The sequence below is a fragment of the Shewanella sp. WXL01 genome, assembly GCF_012263345.1.
GTDB classification, from domain to species: domain Bacteria; phylum Pseudomonadota; class Gammaproteobacteria; order Enterobacterales; family Shewanellaceae; genus Shewanella; species Shewanella maritima.
The window spans coordinates 47,743-66,108 of record NZ_JAAIKQ010000007.1 but is presented as its reverse complement, the minus strand read 5'-3'; the positions used below and the strand labels follow the sequence as shown (position 1 = coordinate 66,108).

Annotated in this window: 18 protein-coding genes; 6 read left to right on the top strand and 12 right to left on the bottom strand. The window is 43.2% G+C overall.

Features of this window, described 5'->3' with window-relative positions:
- Window positions 1–105 precede the first annotated feature (105 nt).
- The 3 genes from mnmG to G3R49_RS15080 all read right to left on the bottom strand — a co-directional run bounded on the left by mnmG (window position 106) and on the right by G3R49_RS15080 (window position 4,143).
- Window positions 106–1,995 carry a tRNA uridine-5-carboxymethylaminomethyl(34) synthesis enzyme MnmG gene (mnmG, locus tag G3R49_RS15090; RefSeq protein ID WP_130599763.1) on the bottom strand — a complete coding sequence of 630 codons (1,890 nt, stop codon included), beginning with the start codon at window positions 1,993–1,995 and terminating at the stop codon, window positions 106–108.
- A gap of 473 nt (window positions 1,996–2,468) precedes the next feature.
- On the bottom strand, window positions 2,469–2,915 hold the full coding sequence (gene mioC / locus G3R49_RS15085; RefSeq protein ID WP_130599765.1) for an FMN-binding protein MioC: 447 nt from the start codon (window positions 2,913–2,915) through the stop codon (window positions 2,469–2,471).
- 217 nt (window positions 2,916–3,132) lie between these two features.
- On the bottom strand, window positions 3,133–4,143 hold the full coding sequence (locus tag G3R49_RS15080; RefSeq protein WP_167870245.1) for a linear amide C-N hydrolase: 1,011 nt from the start codon (window positions 4,141–4,143) through the stop codon (window positions 3,133–3,135).
- Window positions 4,144–4,308: 165 nt separating this feature from the next.
- Between G3R49_RS15080 and G3R49_RS15075 the strand changes: the two genes are divergently transcribed.
- Both G3R49_RS15075 and G3R49_RS15070 read left to right on the top strand, forming a co-directional pair.
- Window positions 4,309–5,190 (top strand): LysR family transcriptional regulator, encoded by an 882-nt coding sequence (locus G3R49_RS15075; protein WP_167870244.1) that lies wholly within the window; start codon window positions 4,309–4,311, stop codon window positions 5,188–5,190.
- Window positions 5,191–5,350: 160 nt separating this feature from the next.
- Complete coding sequence (locus G3R49_RS15070; protein ID WP_167870243.1) at window positions 5,351–6,472, top strand: hypothetical protein; 1,122 nt, start codon at window positions 5,351–5,353, stop codon at window positions 6,470–6,472.
- A gap of 319 nt (window positions 6,473–6,791) precedes the next feature.
- On the opposite strand, the gene fghA is transcribed toward G3R49_RS15070, so the two are convergent.
- Both fghA and G3R49_RS15060 read right to left on the bottom strand, forming a co-directional pair.
- A complete protein-coding gene (gene fghA, locus G3R49_RS15065) occupies window positions 6,792–7,646 on the bottom strand; it encodes an S-formylglutathione hydrolase (protein ID WP_167870242.1) in 855 nt (284 codons plus the stop codon).
- 91 nt (window positions 7,647–7,737) lie between these two features.
- A complete protein-coding gene (locus tag G3R49_RS15060) occupies window positions 7,738–8,868 on the bottom strand; it encodes an S-(hydroxymethyl)glutathione dehydrogenase/class III alcohol dehydrogenase (RefSeq protein ID WP_210147236.1) in 1,131 nt (376 codons plus the stop codon).
- Window positions 8,869–9,001: 133 nt separating this feature from the next.
- Between G3R49_RS15060 and G3R49_RS15055 the strand changes: the two genes are divergently transcribed.
- Window positions 9,002–9,868: a LysR substrate-binding domain-containing protein gene (locus tag G3R49_RS15055; protein ID WP_167870241.1), complete on the top strand. Its 867-nt coding sequence runs from the start codon at window positions 9,002–9,004 to the stop codon at window positions 9,866–9,868.
- 19 nt (window positions 9,869–9,887) lie between these two features.
- Here the strand turns inward: G3R49_RS15055 and G3R49_RS15050 are convergent, their stop codons facing one another.
- A complete protein-coding gene (locus G3R49_RS15050; RefSeq protein WP_130599777.1) occupies window positions 9,888–10,511 on the bottom strand; it encodes a PolC-type DNA polymerase III in 624 nt (207 codons plus the stop codon).
- A 27-nt stretch (window positions 10,512–10,538) separates the two neighbouring features.
- The gene (locus tag G3R49_RS15045) at window positions 10,539–11,450 is read right to left on the bottom strand and encodes a LysR family transcriptional regulator (protein ID WP_167870240.1); all 912 of its coding nucleotides are present in this window, start codon (window positions 11,448–11,450) and stop codon (window positions 10,539–10,541) included.
- A 146-nt stretch (window positions 11,451–11,596) separates the two neighbouring features.
- Between G3R49_RS15045 and G3R49_RS20160 the strand changes: the two genes are divergently transcribed.
- Entirely contained in the window at window positions 11,597–12,169 is a 573-nt protein-coding gene (locus G3R49_RS20160) for an NAD(P)H-dependent oxidoreductase (RefSeq protein WP_167870239.1), read from the top strand.
- Window positions 12,170–12,181: 12 nt separating this feature from the next.
- Window positions 12,182–12,592: a hypothetical protein gene (locus G3R49_RS20155; RefSeq protein ID WP_167870238.1), complete on the top strand. Its 411-nt coding sequence runs from the start codon at window positions 12,182–12,184 to the stop codon at window positions 12,590–12,592.
- A 134-nt stretch (window positions 12,593–12,726) separates the two neighbouring features.
- Here the strand turns inward: G3R49_RS20155 and mnmE are convergent, their stop codons facing one another.
- The 5 genes from mnmE to rpmH form a co-directional block, all read right to left on the bottom strand.
- Window positions 12,727–14,088 (bottom strand): tRNA uridine-5-carboxymethylaminomethyl(34) synthesis GTPase MnmE, encoded by a 1,362-nt coding sequence (gene mnmE / locus G3R49_RS15030; RefSeq protein WP_167870237.1) that lies wholly within the window; start codon window positions 14,086–14,088, stop codon window positions 12,727–12,729.
- A gap of 79 nt (window positions 14,089–14,167) precedes the next feature.
- Window positions 14,168–15,793, bottom strand: a complete 1,626-nt coding sequence (gene yidC, locus G3R49_RS15025) for a membrane protein insertase YidC (protein WP_167870236.1) — start codon at window positions 15,791–15,793, stop codon at window positions 14,168–14,170.
- Between the two features lie 3 nt (window positions 15,794–15,796).
- Window positions 15,797–16,051 (bottom strand): membrane protein insertion efficiency factor YidD, encoded by a 255-nt coding sequence (gene yidD / locus G3R49_RS15020; RefSeq protein ID WP_130599788.1) that lies wholly within the window; start codon window positions 16,049–16,051, stop codon window positions 15,797–15,799.
- Window positions 16,018–16,374, bottom strand: a complete 357-nt coding sequence (rnpA, locus tag G3R49_RS15015; protein WP_167870235.1) for a ribonuclease P protein component — start codon at window positions 16,372–16,374, stop codon at window positions 16,018–16,020. The genes yidD and rnpA overlap by 34 nt, the downstream gene beginning before the upstream one ends.
- A 15-nt stretch (window positions 16,375–16,389) precedes the next feature.
- Entirely contained in the window at window positions 16,390–16,527 is a 138-nt protein-coding gene (rpmH, locus tag G3R49_RS15010; protein ID WP_006083827.1) for a 50S ribosomal protein L34, read from the bottom strand.
- 442 nt (window positions 16,528–16,969) lie between these two features.
- Here rpmH and dnaA point away from each other — a divergent pair, with 442 nt between their 5' ends.
- Entirely contained in the window at window positions 16,970–18,355 is a 1,386-nt protein-coding gene (gene dnaA, locus G3R49_RS15005; RefSeq protein WP_130599792.1) for a chromosomal replication initiator protein DnaA, read from the top strand.
- Window positions 18,356–18,366 lie beyond the last annotated feature (11 nt).

Genomic DNA, 18,366 nt, shown 5'->3' with positions numbered 1-18,366 from the left:
GACAGCGCTTAGCAGCAATGAAATTATCAGTATTATGATGCGGTAAATGAACGAAAGGAAGTCTTTCAACTTCCTTTACGATTTTAGTTGGTAAAAATGCGTGATTTAAGCCGTTTTTCTGAGCAAACCACGCTTTTTAAGATGTACAAGCAAAATCGAAATTGCAGCAGGGGTGATCCCCGAAATACGCGATGCCTGACCAACCGTTTCTGGCTTATGGTTATTAAGCTTAGCGATCACCTCATTGGATAACCCCGGCACTTCTTGATAATCCAGATCTAACGGCAATAATGAGCTTTCATGACGAATAGCTTTATCGATCTCATCTTGCTGACGTTGAATATAACCCGAGTATTTCACCTGAATTTGCACCTGCTCAGCAGCGCGGGCGTCTTCAAGTCCAGGGCCAAAGCCATCAAGTGACATTAGCTTGTCGTAGTCCATTTCTGGGCGACGCAACAATTCTTCAAATGACGCTTCACGTGAAATCGGCGTGTTAAGTTCAGGGTTTAACACATCGATCAGCGGTGAATTTGGATGCACCCACTGACTGCGAAGGCGTTGTAATTCTTGCTCAATAGCCTCTTTCTTTTCGCTGTATTTTGCCCAACGCTCATCATCAACTAAGCCAAGCTCACGGCCTTTTTCAGTCAAACGTAAATCAGCATTGTCTTCACGCAATAATAAGCGATATTCTGCGCGGCTAGTGAACATACGATAAGGCTCTTTTGTGCCTAATGTTGATAAATCATCAACCAGTACACCAAGATAAGCTTCATCACGGCGTGGACACCATGTGTCTTTGCCCTGCACTTTCAATGACGCGTTCATACCTGCAAGCAAACCTTGCGCACCCGCTTCTTCATAACCGGTTGTGCCATTGATTTGCCCTGCAAAGAATAGACCTTCAATCACTTTGGTCTCGAGTGAGTTTTTCAAATCACGTGGATCAAAATAATCATACTCAATGGCATAGCCAGGACGAATGATCTCGGCGTTTTCTAAGCCCTTGATCGAACGAACTAAATTCAATTGCACATCAAATGGTAAGCTGGTTGAAATACCATTTGGGTAGATTTCATTGGTGGTTAAGCCTTCTGGCTCAATAAAGATCTGGTGTGAGTTTTTGTCAGCAAAACGCATGATCTTATCTTCAATTGACGGGCAGTAGCGCGGGCCAACACCTTCAATCACCCCTGAATACATAGGGCTGCGATCAAGTCCACCACGAATAATGTCGTGAGTTTGCTCATTGGTATGAGTGATATGACAAGATATCTGTTCTGGATGCTGCTCGACATCGCCGATAAATGACATTACAGGTAATGGGTCATCACCTTTTTGCTCAGTCATTTTAGAAAAGTCTAGAGTATTGGCATCAAGTCGTGGTGGTGTGCCAGTTTTTAAACGACCAACACGAATAGGCAAGTCACGCAGACGTTGAGCTAGCGCAATTGATGGCGGATCACCTGCTCTACCACCACTGTAGTTTTCTAAACCAATATGAATTTGGCCACCAAGGAAAGTACCGGCAGTTAACACCACACTTGGCGCTTCAAATGCTAATCCCATTTGAGTGACAACACCCACTACACGGTTATTTTCTACAACAAGATCATCTACACCCTGTTGAAATATGCGTAAGTTAGCTTGGCTTTGTAAAATCTGCTGAATTTTTTGGCGGTATAAGGCGCGGTCAGCCTGAGCACGAGTCGCACGTACTGCCGGGCCTTTGCTTGAATTAAGCGTTCTAAATTGAATACCTGCAAAGTCAGTTGCAATTGCCATTGCTCCGCCAAGTGCATCAATTTCTTTTACAAGATGTCCTTTACCTATGCCACCAATGGCTGGGTTACAAGACATTTGTCCTAAAGTATCGATGTTGTGTGTGAGCAATAAGGTTTTTGATCCCATTCTTGCTGCTGCGAGTGCGGCTTCCGTTCCGGCATGACCACCACCGACAACTATGACATCAAACCGTTCATGAAAATGCATTACCTGACCTTCAATAAATAAATGAAATTTTGATCCGAGATTCAATTTGAGCAGATCATTTTATCATTGACTGTCCACAAGGTGGAAGATCATTTTTTCATAGTGGATCAGTGAGGCAAGGACTAATAGATCTTAAGATCTTTTTAAAAAGATCTTTATTATTTCTTACTATTAAGATCGTGTTTTTCTGTGGGTAACGCTTAAAGTTCTGTATTTATAATTACTTACGCGATTTTGAACTTGTGATCTATTGACGATCAAACTCAATATAACTTGGGGATAGATCGCTACTTTATCCACAAGGTGGATCCAATGGTAGATCCGAGTGTGAACAGTACAAAGTTATGATCGGTGAAAATAATAGTTTATCCACATATTTATCATTTTAGATCATAATTTGTGGATAAAAGATATGGAAATGTGGATAGAAGATCCTATTATCCAATAATAGGATCTTCTTTTCTCAGAATTGCTTATTGTGGAATGGTTTGTTGCCATTGAGAAAGCCAGGCTAGTGCGGCTTCTTCAGGTACTGGGGATTGTTGGACGTCAATTTGGATCTTATCCACAAACTCGCTAGATCCTGCCTGTGTAAATAATTCTGCGAGCTTTTTGGGGCCTGCACAAAAAGTGTCGTAGCTTGAGTCGCCAATGGCACAAACGGCGAATTTTACTGCACTAAGATCGGGTTGAAATAGCATGATCTGTTTATGAAATGGTTGGATATTATCTGGTAATTCGCCTGCGCCATGAGTTGAGCAAACCAAAATCCATAGTGGATATGTGCTGACTGTGTCTAATTGTGGATCGGTAAAAACGTCAGCTTGATGGCCAAGCTGAGCAAGCTGCTCTGCCATATCATCTGCAACATACTCAGTGCCGCCGAGTGTTGTTCCTACTAGTAATGCGATTTTGCTCATTCGATGTTCCTACTATTTACTTAAGCTTTCAAGGTAACTATTGCCCAAACTGTGGGCTGCTGGGATTAAACTCGTGAGATTGATAGTGGCACTAGTTTATTGCTTTTCCCAGTGTTGGAACACTATTTAGAGATAGTTAGCTACTGTTCAGTAGGTATTAGTGAGCGGGCGGGAGTTGCAGGCTGTTGAGGACAATAACAGCCTGCAATTGCTTATATTACTTGAATGAATATTCTTGGTAATCGCCTGTTTTAAAAATAGATTTACTGATGAACTTAGCTTGCTTGAAGTTGATGCTGTTAAGATCAATCTTGCGAACATCCATATTGTCATAAGTTCTGAAATAGTAATCTTTGTTGTTGATGTCTACCACGTTTGCAAATGAAGTGAACTGAGGTAGATCTGATGCAAAGCGCCAGTACAGTGCCCCTTGTGGAATGTCGACTGAGTTAATCATATTCCAAGCGCGGTTTACTGCGTCAAAGTCAGACTTAACAAGTTGCAAATCTTGGGTTTGATGTAAAGCGGTTAGCTTTTGGAATCGACCAATAGGTGACATATCAAACGCTGCAAATGTTTCTTCTGAGAACTGAGTCTTACCGCCATCAACTAGCATTGCCGCGAGACTTTGCTGGGTTTGATAGCTTGGATCATTCGTCATCACCCCAAGTTTATTTTCAAAGATGGTAGGGTAGCCAGAGCCGTCTTGGTACTCAACAACGATCGCACGTTTACCGTCATTAAAAGCAAAGTGAGTTGCTAGGTGTAAGCCATCAACTACGTCGTACGCGGCAATGCTGACTTTATGTTGCTTTAGCAGTGCTTCTGCTTCATCAACATTTTTAGCATTGGATAATACAAAGCCAACAAGATCGCCCGATTTAAGCTGTTCTTGTCCTTCTGGTGCAAACTGGCTTTCACCTAACACTAGTGCCTCACCGTTAAGTCCATGTTCATTTAAACCTGATGAAAACAGTTCGTTCTGATGCATAATACCGACAAAACCATACTTACTTGTGCCATAACTAAATTGGTGCTGTTGCGGCACTAATGCAACTTGTGCATTTAGCTCGCCAGGCCATTCCATGGTTCTGCCAACAAAAGTATTGCCGTTAGCGTTAAAGTTAAAGTTTGAGCAAGCTTGAGCGATGTCGCTTATTGCAAACATACTTGTCGCGGCTAATGCTGCAATCGCGAGTGATTTTTTGCTAATGATTGAGTTGTTCATAATAACCTCGATTTTGAGTTGCTAACTTTGCTGTCGAGAGGGATTATGGAATATAAATTTCATTTCAATAACTCGTATAAAAAGGGTTTTATCCTGCTATAAATACCAATGGCAGAAGTTAATAGCTGAAGGCTAAATACTGATAGTTAAAAGTTAAGGGTATTCATGATGAAGTTCTCGCTCGATCAACTCACCGCTTTTGTCACGACTGTGGAGCAGGGCAGTTTTAAGCAAGCGGCATTATTACTAGGCAAACACGCCACGACGATTAGTCAGCAAGTCGCAACACTAGAGGTCGATATTGATATTCAGCTATTTGAGCGCCACGTTCGTAAACTTGCACCAACTCAAGCAGGCCTTGAATTTTATCAGTTTGCACGGCCTGTACTGATTGAAGCAGGCGTGCTTGAGTCCAAAATCGATACCATGCACGCAAAGTTGCCCAGTGAGCTGCGCATTGCACTAGATAGCACCATCCACGATCGCCAATTATTGCGATGTATTAAGCAAGTTACGCAACAATATCCGCATTTAGCTATCGAGCTTCATAGCGGCGAGCCAGAGCAAATAATCGAACTTGTTACCAGCAATCAAGTTGATCTGGGGGTCATAACCACTTTATTTAAGCCATTTGAAGGGATCATCAGTCAGCCATTATTTAACTTTGAGCTGATTTTTATTGGTTCGCCAAGTTGGGTTGGTAGTGATGAAGTTAAAGTGCAGGAACAGTTAAAGTCGTGCCCGCAATTGGTTTATCGTTACGTGGCGCAAAACAGCAACTTGCATGGACATATTCTGAGTTATCACTATCACAGCGTGGCTAATTTAGCCGACTTAATTGAGATGGTGAGCTTAGGAATGGGTTGGGCGATTGTGCCGAGATTTCAAGTAGAAACCTATCTGGAACAAGGCGATGTTACCGAGTTCGTGGTGTCGGGAGGTAAGTCTGTGAGTTGGTATAGTGAGCTTATTTATGCTTCTGATAAGCAGCTTAACCCAGCTATGCAGCGTTTTATTGAGTTGGCTTTGACCTTGAGTGATAGGTAGCATTTGTAAATTATTTTTTTAATTATCCCGATCAAGATCGCCTTTTAGTACAAAACTACTCTACTTAGTCAACAATCCCTCTATGATCTAGATCAAATTCGCGTTGCATGAGCAGCGCATTCCTTTTTATTGCTGAAAAGCAAATCCTACCGAGTTAATTATGTCTATAAAGTTGTCGCCAATAGCGATAGTTATGTGCGTTGCTTTTGCAACGAATGTTGCTGCAAATGAACAGCAAAATGGTATCGATGTTTCAGGTACGCTGCGGGTTAATTATGCTTATATTGATTATGACCAGGCCTCGCGAGATAAGCTTGGTGATTTTACCTTTGATATGGCTGCAGTTAAATTTGATGGCAAGCTAGACAACTGGGGACTGGCCTCTGAATATCGTTTTTATGATGGTTGGCAAACTCTGCGTTATGGCTATGGCTTTGTTGATGTTAACTCAAATTGGCAATTACAACTTGGTGTGACGCAAACACCTTTTGGTAACCCAGGATTCATCTCTAATAGCTTTTGGTTTGGCGTGCCTTACTACCTAGGTTTTGAAGATGACTATGATCTAGGTATAAAAGGCGTTTATAACAATGGTGCTTGGGGTACCCAAATTGCCTTTTTCAAAAATGGTGAAGCTAGTGCTACTAGCAATGAGCGTTATTCGCCTGATTTATACTCTGGTATTGTGGGTGATATTGAATACCATAATGAAGAGACCAATCAAGTAAACCTTCGCCAAACGTATGAACTGACTTATGAAGCAGGTAAAGCACTTATAGGTGGCTCATTAGAAGTAGGGCAGATTTACAATAGCCTTACTGGGAATACTGGTAGCCGCTATGCTGCAGCTGTGCATATGGATGCAAGTTATCAAGATTGGGCTTTGCAATTACAAGTTATGCAATACCACTATGATGCGGCAGATGCCGTTGATGATAACAAAATTGCTGTTGCTGCTTATCAGTGGCAATACGAAATAGCCTCAAAAGCGCAGGCATATAGTATCAACCTCGCCCGTACGGTTAATTTCGATTGGGGTAATATTAAATTTTACAATGATTTTGGTCTAGTAACCCCTGACGTAGCAGATGATAGCTATGACAATAGCTACCAAAATGTCACAGGAGCTGCAGTTACAGCTGGGCCGACATATACCATGGTGGATTTTATTCTTGGCAAGAACATGTATGCGTCAACAAGGGATAATGGCCATGTTGGATTGCCTGAAAATAGCACCAGTTGGGATAAAAGAGTTAACATCAATTTTGGTTATTACTTTTAATTTTGGCTTTTAATTTTTGTTTTAAGTTAAGCTTACCCAATCCAAATATTTACATGAATAAGGCTCCTGTTTAGGAGCCTTATTTGGTTTATCTATCAGTGTTAGCAGGGTGAGATCATGAACATCTATCGTGCGTTTTCTTATGGGATTAATGAGCTGTGAGTAAGCAAGCCTCTTTAGCAGGGATGCTAAAGCGGAGCCCTTAAAGTGGCATTAGGGGATGATTTTACGGCGTATTGCGCAATCAAAATTCATTCATCCTGAATGAACTTTGATAATTAATCACTCATGCTCTTACCCTGCCAGTGTTAGGTTCTATCTAGCTCTTGTCGATAATGCACCTTGCATGAAACTGCAGATGCTCTTCAATAAAGCTCGCAATGAAGTAATAGCTATGATCGTAGCCAGGTTGCATACGCAGGGTTAATGGATAATCCACCAGCTTGGCAGCACCAACTAAGGCTTCTGGTTTTAGCTGTTCGACTAAAAAGTTATCTTGCTCACCTTGATCGACTAATGCGGGAATATGATCCTGCACTGGGCTTGCTTTCACTAATTCACTACTGTCGTATTGCCTCCACTGCTGTTGATCATTGCCAAGGTAGCCTGCAAATGCCTTTTGTCCCCAAGGGCAATTCATTGGTTGGCTAATAGGGCTAAATGCTGACACGCTGGCATAACGCTGCGGGTTTTTAAGGGCTATCATTAATGCGCCGTGTCCCCCCATAGAATGGCCGCTAATTGCACGCTGAGTCGTCACCGGAAAATGTTGCTCAATGAGTTTAGGCAGCTCATTAACTACGTAGTCGTACATTTGATAGTGCTGAGCAAATGGGGTTTGCGTTGCGTTGACGTAAAAGCCTGCGCCTAAACCAAAGTCATACGCGCCATCAGCGTCATCTGCCACATCATCACCGCGCGGACTCGTATCTGGCGCTACAATTGCTAAACCTAGCTCGGCTGCAACCCGCAATGCACCCGCTTTTTGCATAAAGTTTTCATCGGTGCAGGTTAAGCCAGACAGCCAATAAACCACAGGTACATTTTGCTTTTCTGCTTGTGGTGGCAGGTATACAGCAAAGCGCATATCGCAATGATTGCTTGATGATGCATGGCTAAACTGTTTGTGCCAGCCGCCGAATACTTTCGCTGCGCTTACTTGGGTTAAACTCATTTTCTGTCCCTTATCATGGCTGTAACCAGAAGTGTTCGCTGAGTAATTTATACTGTAGCGAACCAAGGCTTATCTAAGTTATTTATCTAGGCTACTTATCGAAGTGGATGACACTGCGAATACTTTCACCTTTATGCATTAGCTCAAATGCTTCATTAATTTCATTAAGCCCCATAGTGTGAGTAATGAACTGGTTAAGTTCGAATTCACCATTTAAGTATTGCTCAACAATGCCTGGTAGCTCACTACGACCTTTCACACCGCCAAATGCGCTGCCTTTCCATACTCGGCCAGTAACCAGTTGGAATGGACGGGTTGAAATCTCTTGCCCTGCTCCTGCAACACCAATAATCACTGACTCGCCCCAACCTTTATGACAACATTCTAACGCGCTACGCATAACGTTAACGTTACCGATACACTCGAATGAGTAATCTACGCCGCCATCTGTCATTTCTACAATGACTTCTTGTATAGGCTTATCAAAGTTGTTTGGGTTAATGCAGTCGGTAGCACCTAGTTGCTTGGCCAGTTCGAATTTAGACTCATTCAAGTCGATACCAATAATGCGTGACGCACCCGCCATTGTGGCACCGATAATCGCTGATAAACCAATACCGCCCAATCCAAAGATAGCAACAGTATCACCTTGCTCTACTTTAGCGGTATTGAGCACAGCGCCCATGCCAGTTGTTACGCCACAACCAAGTAAGCAGACTTCTTCCAAAGGGGCTGCTTTGTTAACTTTTGCCAGTGAAATCTCTGGTAGTACAGTGTATTCAGAGAAGGTAGAGCAACCCATATAATGAAAAATAGGTTCACCGTCTTTGTAGAAGCGAGTGGTGCCATCTGGCATTAACCCTTTACCTTGGGTTTCACGCACCGCACTACATAAATTGGTTTTGCCAGACTTACAGAACTTACACTCACCACACTCAGCTGTGTATAACGGAATCACATGGTCGCCAACTTCTACGCTGGTGACGCCTTCGCCAACCATCTCAACAATGCCGCCACCTTCGTGACCAAGGATTGCTGGAAACACACCTTCAGGATCATCGCCTGATAAGGTAAATGCATCGGTATGACATACGCCTGAAGCAATTACTTTGACAAGGACTTCGCCTGCTTTTGGCAGCATGACGTCAACTTCTTCAACTTTGAGTGGTTGTCCCGCTGCCCAGGCTACGGCGGCTTTTGATTTGATAAATTGTGCAGACATATTCAGGTATTCCTAAGGATTATGTTGGTACTAACTAAGGCTCTACAGAGTGTAGAAGATAAAATTATTGTAATTGTTATTTTATGATTGATAATCAGCCTTAATTGCAAATCACTTTTACGAGAGAGTAATAATGAGTCCATGGGAAGGTGTAATGGAGTTTGTTGCAGTTGCCAAAACAGCGAGCTTTACCGCAGCAAGTAAACGCTTAGGTATCTCTACTGCTCAAGTTAGTCGTCAGGTGAGCCAATTAGAGAACCGCTTGCAAACCAAACTGTTTTATCGCACCACGCGCAAGGTGTCGTTAACTGAAGAGGGCGCAGTCTATTTTCGTCATTGTGAGCAGGTACTTGATGGTTTAGCCGAGGCTGAAAGAGCCATATCAAGTTTGCAGCAAGAGCCACGAGGGCTGATTAGGATTACTGCACCAGTTACTTATGGCGAGCGTTTTGTGATGCCAGCTATCATTGATTTTATGCAGCAATATCCGCAAGTAGAGGTGGTTTGTGAGCTAACTAACAGACAGCTTGATTTAGTCGCCGGTGGTTACGATTTAGCGATTAGGTTAGGGTATTTAGTTGATTCATCTATGATGGCAAAACGCTTAGCTAGCCGAACCCAGTACGTTTGCGCAGCGCCTAGCTATATTACTGAATTTGGCCAGCCAACATCATTAGCGCAGCTAGCTGATCACAATTGCTTAGTCGGCACCCATTCGCATTGGTCTTTTACTGACAAGACTCAGACTTACTCTATAAAAGTTGCGGGCAACCTACGCTGTAACAGTGGTTTTAGTTTGTTTGATGCTGCATTGAAGGGGATTGGTTTGGTTCAGCTGCCTGACTACTACGTTAGTCAGGCACTTAAACAAGGCAAGTTAGTATCGATACTCGATGAATTTCAGCCAGAGCAAGAAGGGATTTGGGCGCTCTATCCACAAAACCGGCATCTATCGACCAAGGTGCGTTTATTAATGGCGCATTTAACCGAAGCGCTATAGTGCTGTGGCTGCTGACTATCTAGGTAAACATCTTGCTCAGCAATCTTGGTACTTGCGCTTTGGGTGTTTGGGTTATTTTTATCACTTGTTCAAAGTTCAGCGGTTTAGTTACTGATGATTGTTGTTTAGCAATGCTAGCCAATTGATGTTGCCATAGGTGCGCTGTCATGGTGGCATCAGCTAACGCGCGGTGATAAACGCCATCTGTGGGTAATTGGTGATAGTCCACCAGTGTACCTAGCTTATGATTAGGCGCATCTTGATGAATTCGCCTTGAAAGCAGTAAAGAACAAGCACATTGCCCAGAATAGCTATGACCAATTCTGGCAAATTCAGCATCGAGAAACTTAATATCAAAGCTTGCGTTGTGAGCCACAAGATTAAAGTCACCCATAAACTCGGCAAACTCGCTCATTACAGTCTCGCAACTTGGCGCCGTGCTTAGCATTTGATTGCTGATCCCGGTGTAATTTTCAATAAAACTATTAATGCGTCGCCCTGGATTCATTAATGCTTGAAATGAGTCGGCTATTTCACCGTTAATCAGTTTAACTGCACCGATTTCAATAGCGCGGTCGCCTTTATCCGGTGATAAACCTGTGGTTTCAAAGTCGAGTACGACAACATTGTTTGCTGCAGTCATGGGTTACCTTGTATTTGGTTATGTAGCTTATTTGGCGGTTTGGCTGAACTTCTCAAGTAGGAAATCAATCAGTACCCGAACGCGTTTAGCTTTTTGGGTATTTTGATGGAAGTAAACGTAAATTCCCGAATAGGTCGGCCAGTATGGTTCCAATACTGGTATAAGTGAGCCATTGGCAAGTTGAGCTGCGACAATGGGCTCAACGATGCGGCCAATTCCTAAACCATTTAATGATGCATCTATCATTAAGTCTGTGTCGTTAACCACCATGGAGTTGGGAAATTCCACCGTGATCGTTTGTCCGTGATTATCTAGCTGCAGCGGCGCAAGCTGATTGGAGCTGATAAAGCGGTAGCGGATTTGTTTGTGTTGCTGCAAGTCTTCAAATGACTGTGGTATACCATTTTGCTGTTGATACTCAGGCGACACAAACAGCGCTTCGCGCATTGGTGCAGTCAGTGGCCTTGCTATCATGCCAGGCTCAACTTTATCACCAAATCGCAGACCTAAATCAAAACCTTCTTCTAGGATATTGATGGTGGCATCTGAAACTGAAATTTCGAGTTCAATGTCCCCATAACGCTGGCAAAACTCATGATAGATAGGCTTTAACCAGTGTTGGTAGACAAATCGCGGTGTGGTAATACGCAGCTTACCTGAAGGTGCTTTGCTGAGATCACTGACACTTTCGACTGCCACGGCGAGTTCATGCATAGTCGCAAAAGTGCTTTGGTGCAGGCGTTTACCTGCCTCTGTCAGCTCTATACGGCGCGTGGTTCTAACAAACAAGGGCAAGCCTAATTGCTGCTCTAGCGCCTTTAAGGCATTACTGACAGATGGCGGCGCTATCTCTAACTTCTTAGCAGCCTTAGTAATACTGCCTTCAGTGGCAATGGCATTAAAGATATTAAGTTGGCTGTAGGTGGTTCCTGAAAGCATAGTTATCTCACTATTATTAGCTAAATCATAATAATCATTTAGTTAATATCTGTCTAAAAATTATTAATTATTCGCTCTACACTAGCTACAAGTTTTAAGGCACTCGGCTAGCAATACGGTGTCAGTCAATATTTTTGGAGATGGTTATGAGCAAAGTATTAGTAATTTCTGGTCACCCTGAATTAGCAACATCAAACACTAACACTGTGATCCTAAAGCAGCTAGAACAAGGCGTAGATAACATTGAGGTGCGCTACTTAGATAAGCTTTATGGTAGTGATTACAAAATTGATGTAGCTGCTGAGCAGGCGGCTTTGCAAAGCGCTGATGTTGTTGTGCTGCAATTCCCATTTTATTGGTACTCAATGCCTGCACTTTTGAAGAAATGGTTGGATGATGTGTTTAGCTATAACTTTGCTTATGGCTCAAAAGGCGACAAGTTAAAAGGTAAGCATTTGGTCTTATCTTTTACAGTGGGTGGCCCAGAAGAGTCATATACTGACACAGGCTATAACCATTTTACCATTGAGCAGTTGATGAAGCCGCTACATCAAACCGCCATGCTGGCACAAATGCACTATGTTGAGCCGATTTATTCTCATGGCATGGTATATATCCCACATGTTTATAACGAGTTGGATGAGGTGCAGGGGCGAGCTTTAGTTCACGCTGATCGCTTGATGACTCAGCTACAGCAATTAACCAAGCAAGATGCATAAGCGGAGGCCTAGATGACAGTACCCAAACCTTTAATTGAATCCTTTGTTGCCCAGTGGTTTAAGCGTTTTGATGTGCTACCTGATGACAGTGCCTGGTTTAAACAGTTTTTGGCCGATGATTTACGTTTAGCTATGCCTGAAGGGGAATTTGTTGGCCCTGATGGATTTGATGCTTGGTATCAAATTGCCCGCAGTAATTTCAAACCCAACTGTTTACATCTGGTTAAGCAAATTGATGTTAAGTTAGGCGAGAATGAAGGGGAGCATAAGGTAAGTTTGATAATTCACCTTGAAGCGCAGACCTATGAAACATCGCAATTTAAAGGTGAGGTACTCGAGCTTGATGTGGCTGAGTATTGGCGTTTAACCCTAGATGATAAAGGGCAAATTAAACTCCATGATTATCAGGTCATGCCTTTGTAGAACAGTTGGGGTTTTACAATCAAAAAACGCAGCCAGTTAGTTGCGTTTTTTGATATGTACGGATAGTTGCGAATATAAAGTTAGTACTTACTCACTTTATGTATTCGAGCTCTATATCTTGGGATCAATAAGTACTATTTGCCAATACAGAACGAGCTGAAAATCTTACCTAATAGGTCATCAGAGGTGAACTTACCAGTAATTTCAGATAACGCTAACTGGCACATGCGTAGCTCTTCAGCAAGCAGTTCACCAGCCTGGAATACCTCAAGTTGTTCTTTACCCAGTTGCAAATGGCTTGAGGCTAAATCTAGTGCTTCTAAGTGGCGACGACGGGCAATAAAGCCACCTTCAAGGTTACTTTGATAACCCATTAACGACTTCAAATGTTGCTTAAGGGCATCGACACCTAAGCCAGTTTTGGCTGAGATGCGATAAACCTCATTACCTTTTTCTGTGGTGTGCTCTAACGCTTCGCCTGTTAAGTCAGCTTTATTGCGCACTACAGTCACGCCTAGATTCTTTGGTAAGCGGTCAATAAAATCTGGCCAAATATCGTGTGGGTCAATCGCCTCTGTGGTGGTGCCATCAACCATAAATAACACTTGGTCGGCGGTGGCTATTTCATCCCATGCACGCTCAATACCGATTTGCTCGACAGTGTCTGAAGTGTCGCGCAGCCCCGCAGTATCAATAATATGCAGCGGCATACCATCAAGGTGAATATGTTCACGTAGCACGTCGCGTGTGGTGCCAGCTATTTCAGTCACAATGGCTGACTCTTTACCTGCCAAAGCATTAAGTAGACTTGATTTACCGGCATTTGGGCGACCAGCAATCACCACTTTCATGCCTTCGCGAATGATTGAGCCTTGCTTAGCGCTTTGTTGCACATGGGCAAGTTTGTCGATAATCGCATACAGAGCATTAGCTATTTTACCGTCTGATAAGAAGTCGACTTCTTCATCAGGGAAATCAATCGCTGCTTCAACATACAGGCGCAGATTAGTGACCTTATCTACCAGTTCGTGTACTTCATTTGAAAACTCACCCTGCAGCGAGTTTAATGCGCTTTTGGCAGCTTGTTCGCTGGTGGCATCAATTAAGTCAGCAATGGCTTCTGCTTGGGCTAAGTCGAGCTTGTCGTTCATAAAGGCTTGCTCACTAAACTCACCAGGTTTAGCTATGCGTACACCATCGACTTCAAGCACACGCTTGATCAGCATATCAAGCACTATTTGCCCACCGTGACCTTGTAGCTCAAGTACATCTTCACCAGTAAATGAGTTTGGTCCTTTAAAAAATAGCGCGATACCCTGATCGATAACCTTGCCATCAGCAGCATTAAAGTTGCAGTAGTCAGCGTAGCGCGTTTTAGGAATATGGCCTAAAACAGTATCTGCGACCTTGCTAGCAAGGTCGCCTGAAACACGAATAATACCTACACCACCACGTCCAGGGGCGGTAGCTTGTGCCACGATAGTGTCTGTTTTCACTGGAATACCTGTTAATTTTTACAAAGGAAAAGGCGGCTAAACAGCCGCCTTTAAATCATTTACTGGGTCGAGCTAAGGCTTATTTTAAGCCTTTTTTCTCCAGCTGGGCATAAATAATCTTCTGCTGGATGATGGCAACGATGTTACCGACTAACCAGTAAAGTACTAGACCTGATGGGAACCATAGGAAGAATACTGTGAAGATAACTGGCATCCACTGCATCATTTTCACTTGCATTGGATCCATGGTTGGTGCCATTGGCTGCATCTTTTGCATTAACCACATAGACGCACCCATTAGTAGTGGAAGTACGTAGTATGGGTCTTGAACCGATAAGTCATCAATCCAAAGCATAAATGGTGCATGACGTAGCTCGTAGCTCTCTAGCAGTACCCAGTAAAGGGCAATGAAGATAGGCATTTGGAACAAGATAGGTAAGCAGCCGCCCATAGGGTTAACTTGCTCTTTCTTGTACAGCTCCATCATTGCTTGACCCATTTTCTGACGGTCTTCACCGTAACGCTCTTTTAGGTCAGCAAGTTTCGGCTGTAGGTTACGCATCTTCGCCATAGAAGTGTATTGCGACTTAGTTAGTGGGTATAGGAAACCACGAACTGTTAGCGTAATTAAGATAATTGCCATACCCCAGTTAACTACCAGTGATTGATAGAACATCAATAACCAGTGGATAGGGATTGCAAGCCACCATAGGAAACCATAATCAACTACTAGGTTAAGAGACTCTGAGATAGCAGAAAGGGCTTCTTGATCTTTAGGGCCAACATAGAACTGTGAGCTAATTTTTTGGTTAGCACCAGGTGCAATGTCATACATAGCGCCGCGGAAACCAATATTAGCCAAGCCACCAGCGCTAACGCTTGAGAAAATGGTGTTAGCATCGTTTGCTGGTGGAACCCATGCTGATACAAAGTAGTGTTGTAGCATAGCAGCCCAACCACCGAGAGTTGGTTGGTTTAGGTTACTTTTCGCCATGTCTTCGAAGTCATACTTCTCGTAGCGGGTATTTTGGGTTGAGTAAGCCGCGCCGCGATAAGTTGGCATCATCATGCTGCTTTCTGAAGGACGGATGGTTTGTTTAATTTGACCATACATCTGCATTTGCAGCGGGCTAGCAGTGGTGTTGTTTACTTCGAAATCAACGCTTACATCATATTGGCCACGGGTAAAGGTGAAGCTTTTAACATACTTAACGCCATTTTCAGCAACGAAAGTCATTGGTACAGTTAAGCTATCTTGACCATCAGCAAGGGTGAATGACTCCGCTGATACTGCGTAATGCGGACGACCATTTGCAGCACTATCAATACCATTACGACCAATTAGGCCGCTTTGAGCGATGTAAGTGAAGTCATTGTTTTGTTCAAGTAGAACAAATGGATCTTCTTGGTCGATTTCACGCTTATGCTCAAGTAGCGCAGCGTAAACAATATCACCACCAACAGGGTTGATTTTAATATCAAGCGTGTCTGTTTTTACTGAAATGAAATCAGCGTCAAGCGGTAATTGAGCTGGAACGCCAACACTGTCAGCTTGTGGAACATCACTACTATGATTTGCAGCTGAGGTTGTTTGAGCAGCACTTTGTGGTGCTGGTTGTGGGGCTTGATCGGCATTCCATTGTTGCCACAGCAATAAGCTGACGAACAATAGGCCAATAAGCAAAATATTGCGTTGAGATTCCATAGTTTATTTATTACACCTGTCTTTTTTTGGTGGGACGGGATCACTACCGCCGGGATGTAAAGGGTGACATTTTAATATGCGTTTGGCTGCAAACCAACAACCTTTTACGGTTCCATGCAGATTAATTGCTTCAATTGCGAACTGTGAACAACTTGGATGAAAGCGGCAGCGATGCCCCAGCATAGGGCTGATAAAGAGTTGATAGCCTCTAATTGCCTTGGTGGCTAACCATTGTAACGGCGACTGAGTTTGCGCCATAGCTTCTCTATCAATCGGTGAAGTTGTGCATTATCCATATCTACCACGCCATTTCGCACAAGGACGACTATGTCGAGATTGGGAATATCATGCTGATTTAAGCGAAAACTAGTTCGAATGATTCGCTTGATACGATTACGATCACTGGCGTTTTTTACAAAACGTTTAGCAACAGTTAAACCGATACGTGGATTTTGCTCTGAATTAGGAATTGCGAGCAGGGTAATTTCAGCAGAAGATGCTTTGATGGGGTTGGTAAATACGGGTTTGAATTGTGCGGGAGTTAAGAGTCTTAACTCCCGCCCAAAGGTATAGCTAGTCACCTAGTTAACTACTTATTAAGCAGATAAACGAGCGCGACCTTTTGCACGACGACGTGCAAGAACCTTACGGCCGCCAACAGTGGCCATACGAGCGCGGAAGCCGTGAGAACGCTTGCGCTTCAGGTTGCTAGGTTGAAAAGTACGTTTACTCATGATGGCAATCCGTCTTTGTTAGTTAGTAAACCTTTAACTCAAATAGAGCAAAGGGCAAAAAAGAGGCCGAATTGTAATCACTTTAACTACCAGCGTCAACAGCCAAAGCAGTATTATGGCTAAATTCTACCTATTCTTATTGGGATCTTATCTGTTGTTGCCACCACAGGGTGTGGATAAGTCTGTTAACTAACACTACATCTTGTGGATCATAAGCGGCTAACACAGATCAGAGCGGCGCTATTATAGATCAAAGCTGATCGGTTAATAAAGCCGAAGCAGCGTCAAATTATCGCGAATTGGATCGAAAATGATCTTTAATGATCCTAGATATCCACATACAATGGATCGCTCTGGGGATAATTCTTCTATAAAGGATAGCGATCATTCAGATCTCGCTATAGAATAGCCCTCCTTTAATCAAACATTTGGGGATAAATAAGTGGCGGTTTCACTTTGGCAACAATGTATCGGCAGATTGCAAGATGAGCTCAGTGCGCAGCAATTTAGTATGTGGATCCGACCGTTACAAGCTGAAATGGATGGCGATACGCTTGTGTTATATGCCCCAAACCGTTTCGTATTAGATTGGGTTCGCGACAAATACATTAATAGCATTAATCAGTTTTTTACTGAGCAAATGGGCGGTGATGCGCCTAAGTTGCGCTTTGATATTGGTAGTCGTCCATCAGCCCCTGTGTCGCGACCAGCTGCCCCACAAGCACCAAGTAAGCCTGCTGCTAGCCCAAGTGCCAGCAGTGGACCACGCTTCAATACCAATGCTGAACCACTAGCGGATGCCAATCATCGCAGTAATATTAATCCTACTTATCAGTTTGATAACTTTGTTGAAGGTAAATCGAACCAACTCGGTAAGGCTGCAGCGCTGCAAGTAGCAGAAAACCCAGGCGGTGCATATAACCCACTATTTTTATATGGCGGCACAGGTTTAGGTAAAACCCACCTTTTACATGCAGTGGGTAATGGCATTATTAAGAACAACCCTAATGCGAAAGTGGTGTACATGCATTCTGAGCGCTTTGTTCAGGACATGGTTAAAGCACTACAAAATAATGCCATTGAAGACTTTAAACGTTACTACCGCAGTGTTGATGCACTCTTTATTGATGATATTCAGTTTTTTGCTAACAAAGACAGATCCCAAGAAGAATTCTTCCATACCTTTAATGCGTTATTAGAAGGTAATCATCAGATCATCTTAACTTCAGACCGTTATCCAAAAGAGATCGACGGCGTTGAAGATCGTCTTAAATCGCGATTTGGTTGGGGTTTAACCGTGGCGATTGAGCCACCTGAGTTAGAAACCCGTGTTGCCATCTTAATGCGTAAAGCCCAAGAGAGCGGCATAAACTTACCTGATGAAGTGGCCTTCTTTATTGCTAAGCGTTTACGCTCTAATGTTCGTGAGCTAGAAGGCGCATTAAACCGCGTTATTGCTAACGCGAATTTCACTGGCCGCCCAATCACAATTGATTTTGTGCGAGAAGCACTAAGAGACCTCTTGGCACTGCAAGAAAAATTGGTCACTATAGACAATATTCAGAAAACAGTGGCTGAATACTACAAAATCAAGATGGCTGACATGTTATCTAAACGCCGCTCACGCAGTGTGGCACGTCCACGACAAGTGGCGATGGCATTGTCTAAAGAATTAACTAACCAAAGTCTGCCAGAAATTGGTGATGCCTTTGGTGGTCGCGACCATACCACTGTGTTGCACGCTTGCCGCAAGATTGCGCAGCTGCGTGAAGAAAGTCATGATATTAAAGAAGATTATGCTAACTTGATTCGTACACTGTCTTCTTAATTCAGGGAACG

Bases quoted from the DNA above. Each gene is read 5' to 3' on its own strand.
- G3R49_RS15060 (WP_210147236.1), bottom strand. From the start codon at position 8,868: ATGTCTGCACAATTTATCAAATCAAAAGCCGCCGTAGCCTGGGCAGCG.
- G3R49_RS20160 (WP_167870239.1), top strand. From the start codon at position 11,597: ATGAGCAAAGTATTAGTAATTTCTGGTCACCCTGAATTAGCAACATCA.
- G3R49_RS15045 (WP_167870240.1), bottom strand. From the start codon at position 11,450: ATGCTTTCAGGAACCACCTACAGCCAACTTAATATCTTTAATGCCATT.
- G3R49_RS15075 (WP_167870244.1), top strand. From the start codon at position 4,309: ATGATGAAGTTCTCGCTCGATCAACTCACCGCTTTTGTCACGACTGTG.
- mioC (WP_130599765.1), bottom strand. From the start codon at position 2,915: ATGAGCAAAATCGCATTACTAGTAGGAACAACACTCGGCGGCACTGAG.
- G3R49_RS20155 (WP_167870238.1), top strand. From the start codon at position 12,182: ATGACAGTACCCAAACCTTTAATTGAATCCTTTGTTGCCCAGTGGTTT.
- yidD (WP_130599788.1), bottom strand. From the start codon at position 16,051: ATGGCGCAAACTCAGTCGCCGTTACAATGGTTAGCCACCAAGGCAATT.
- mnmG (WP_130599763.1), bottom strand. From the start codon at position 1,995: ATGCATTTTCATGAACGGTTTGATGTCATAGTTGTCGGTGGTGGTCAT.
- G3R49_RS15050 (WP_130599777.1), bottom strand. From the start codon at position 10,511: ATGACTGCAGCAAACAATGTTGTCGTACTCGACTTTGAAACCACAGGT.
- fghA (WP_167870242.1), bottom strand. From the start codon at position 7,646: ATGAGTTTAACCCAAGTAAGCGCAGCGAAAGTATTCGGCGGCTGGCAC.
- yidC (WP_167870236.1), bottom strand. From the start codon at position 15,793: ATGGAATCTCAACGCAATATTTTGCTTATTGGCCTATTGTTCGTCAGC.
- G3R49_RS15070 (WP_167870243.1), top strand. From the start codon at position 5,351: ATGTCTATAAAGTTGTCGCCAATAGCGATAGTTATGTGCGTTGCTTTT.
- G3R49_RS15080 (WP_167870245.1), bottom strand. From the start codon at position 4,143: ATGAACAACTCAATCATTAGCAAAAAATCACTCGCGATTGCAGCATTA.
- G3R49_RS15055 (WP_167870241.1), top strand. From the start codon at position 9,002: ATGAGTCCATGGGAAGGTGTAATGGAGTTTGTTGCAGTTGCCAAAACA.
- rpmH (WP_006083827.1), bottom strand. From the start codon at position 16,527: ATGAGTAAACGTACTTTTCAACCTAGCAACCTGAAGCGCAAGCGTTCT.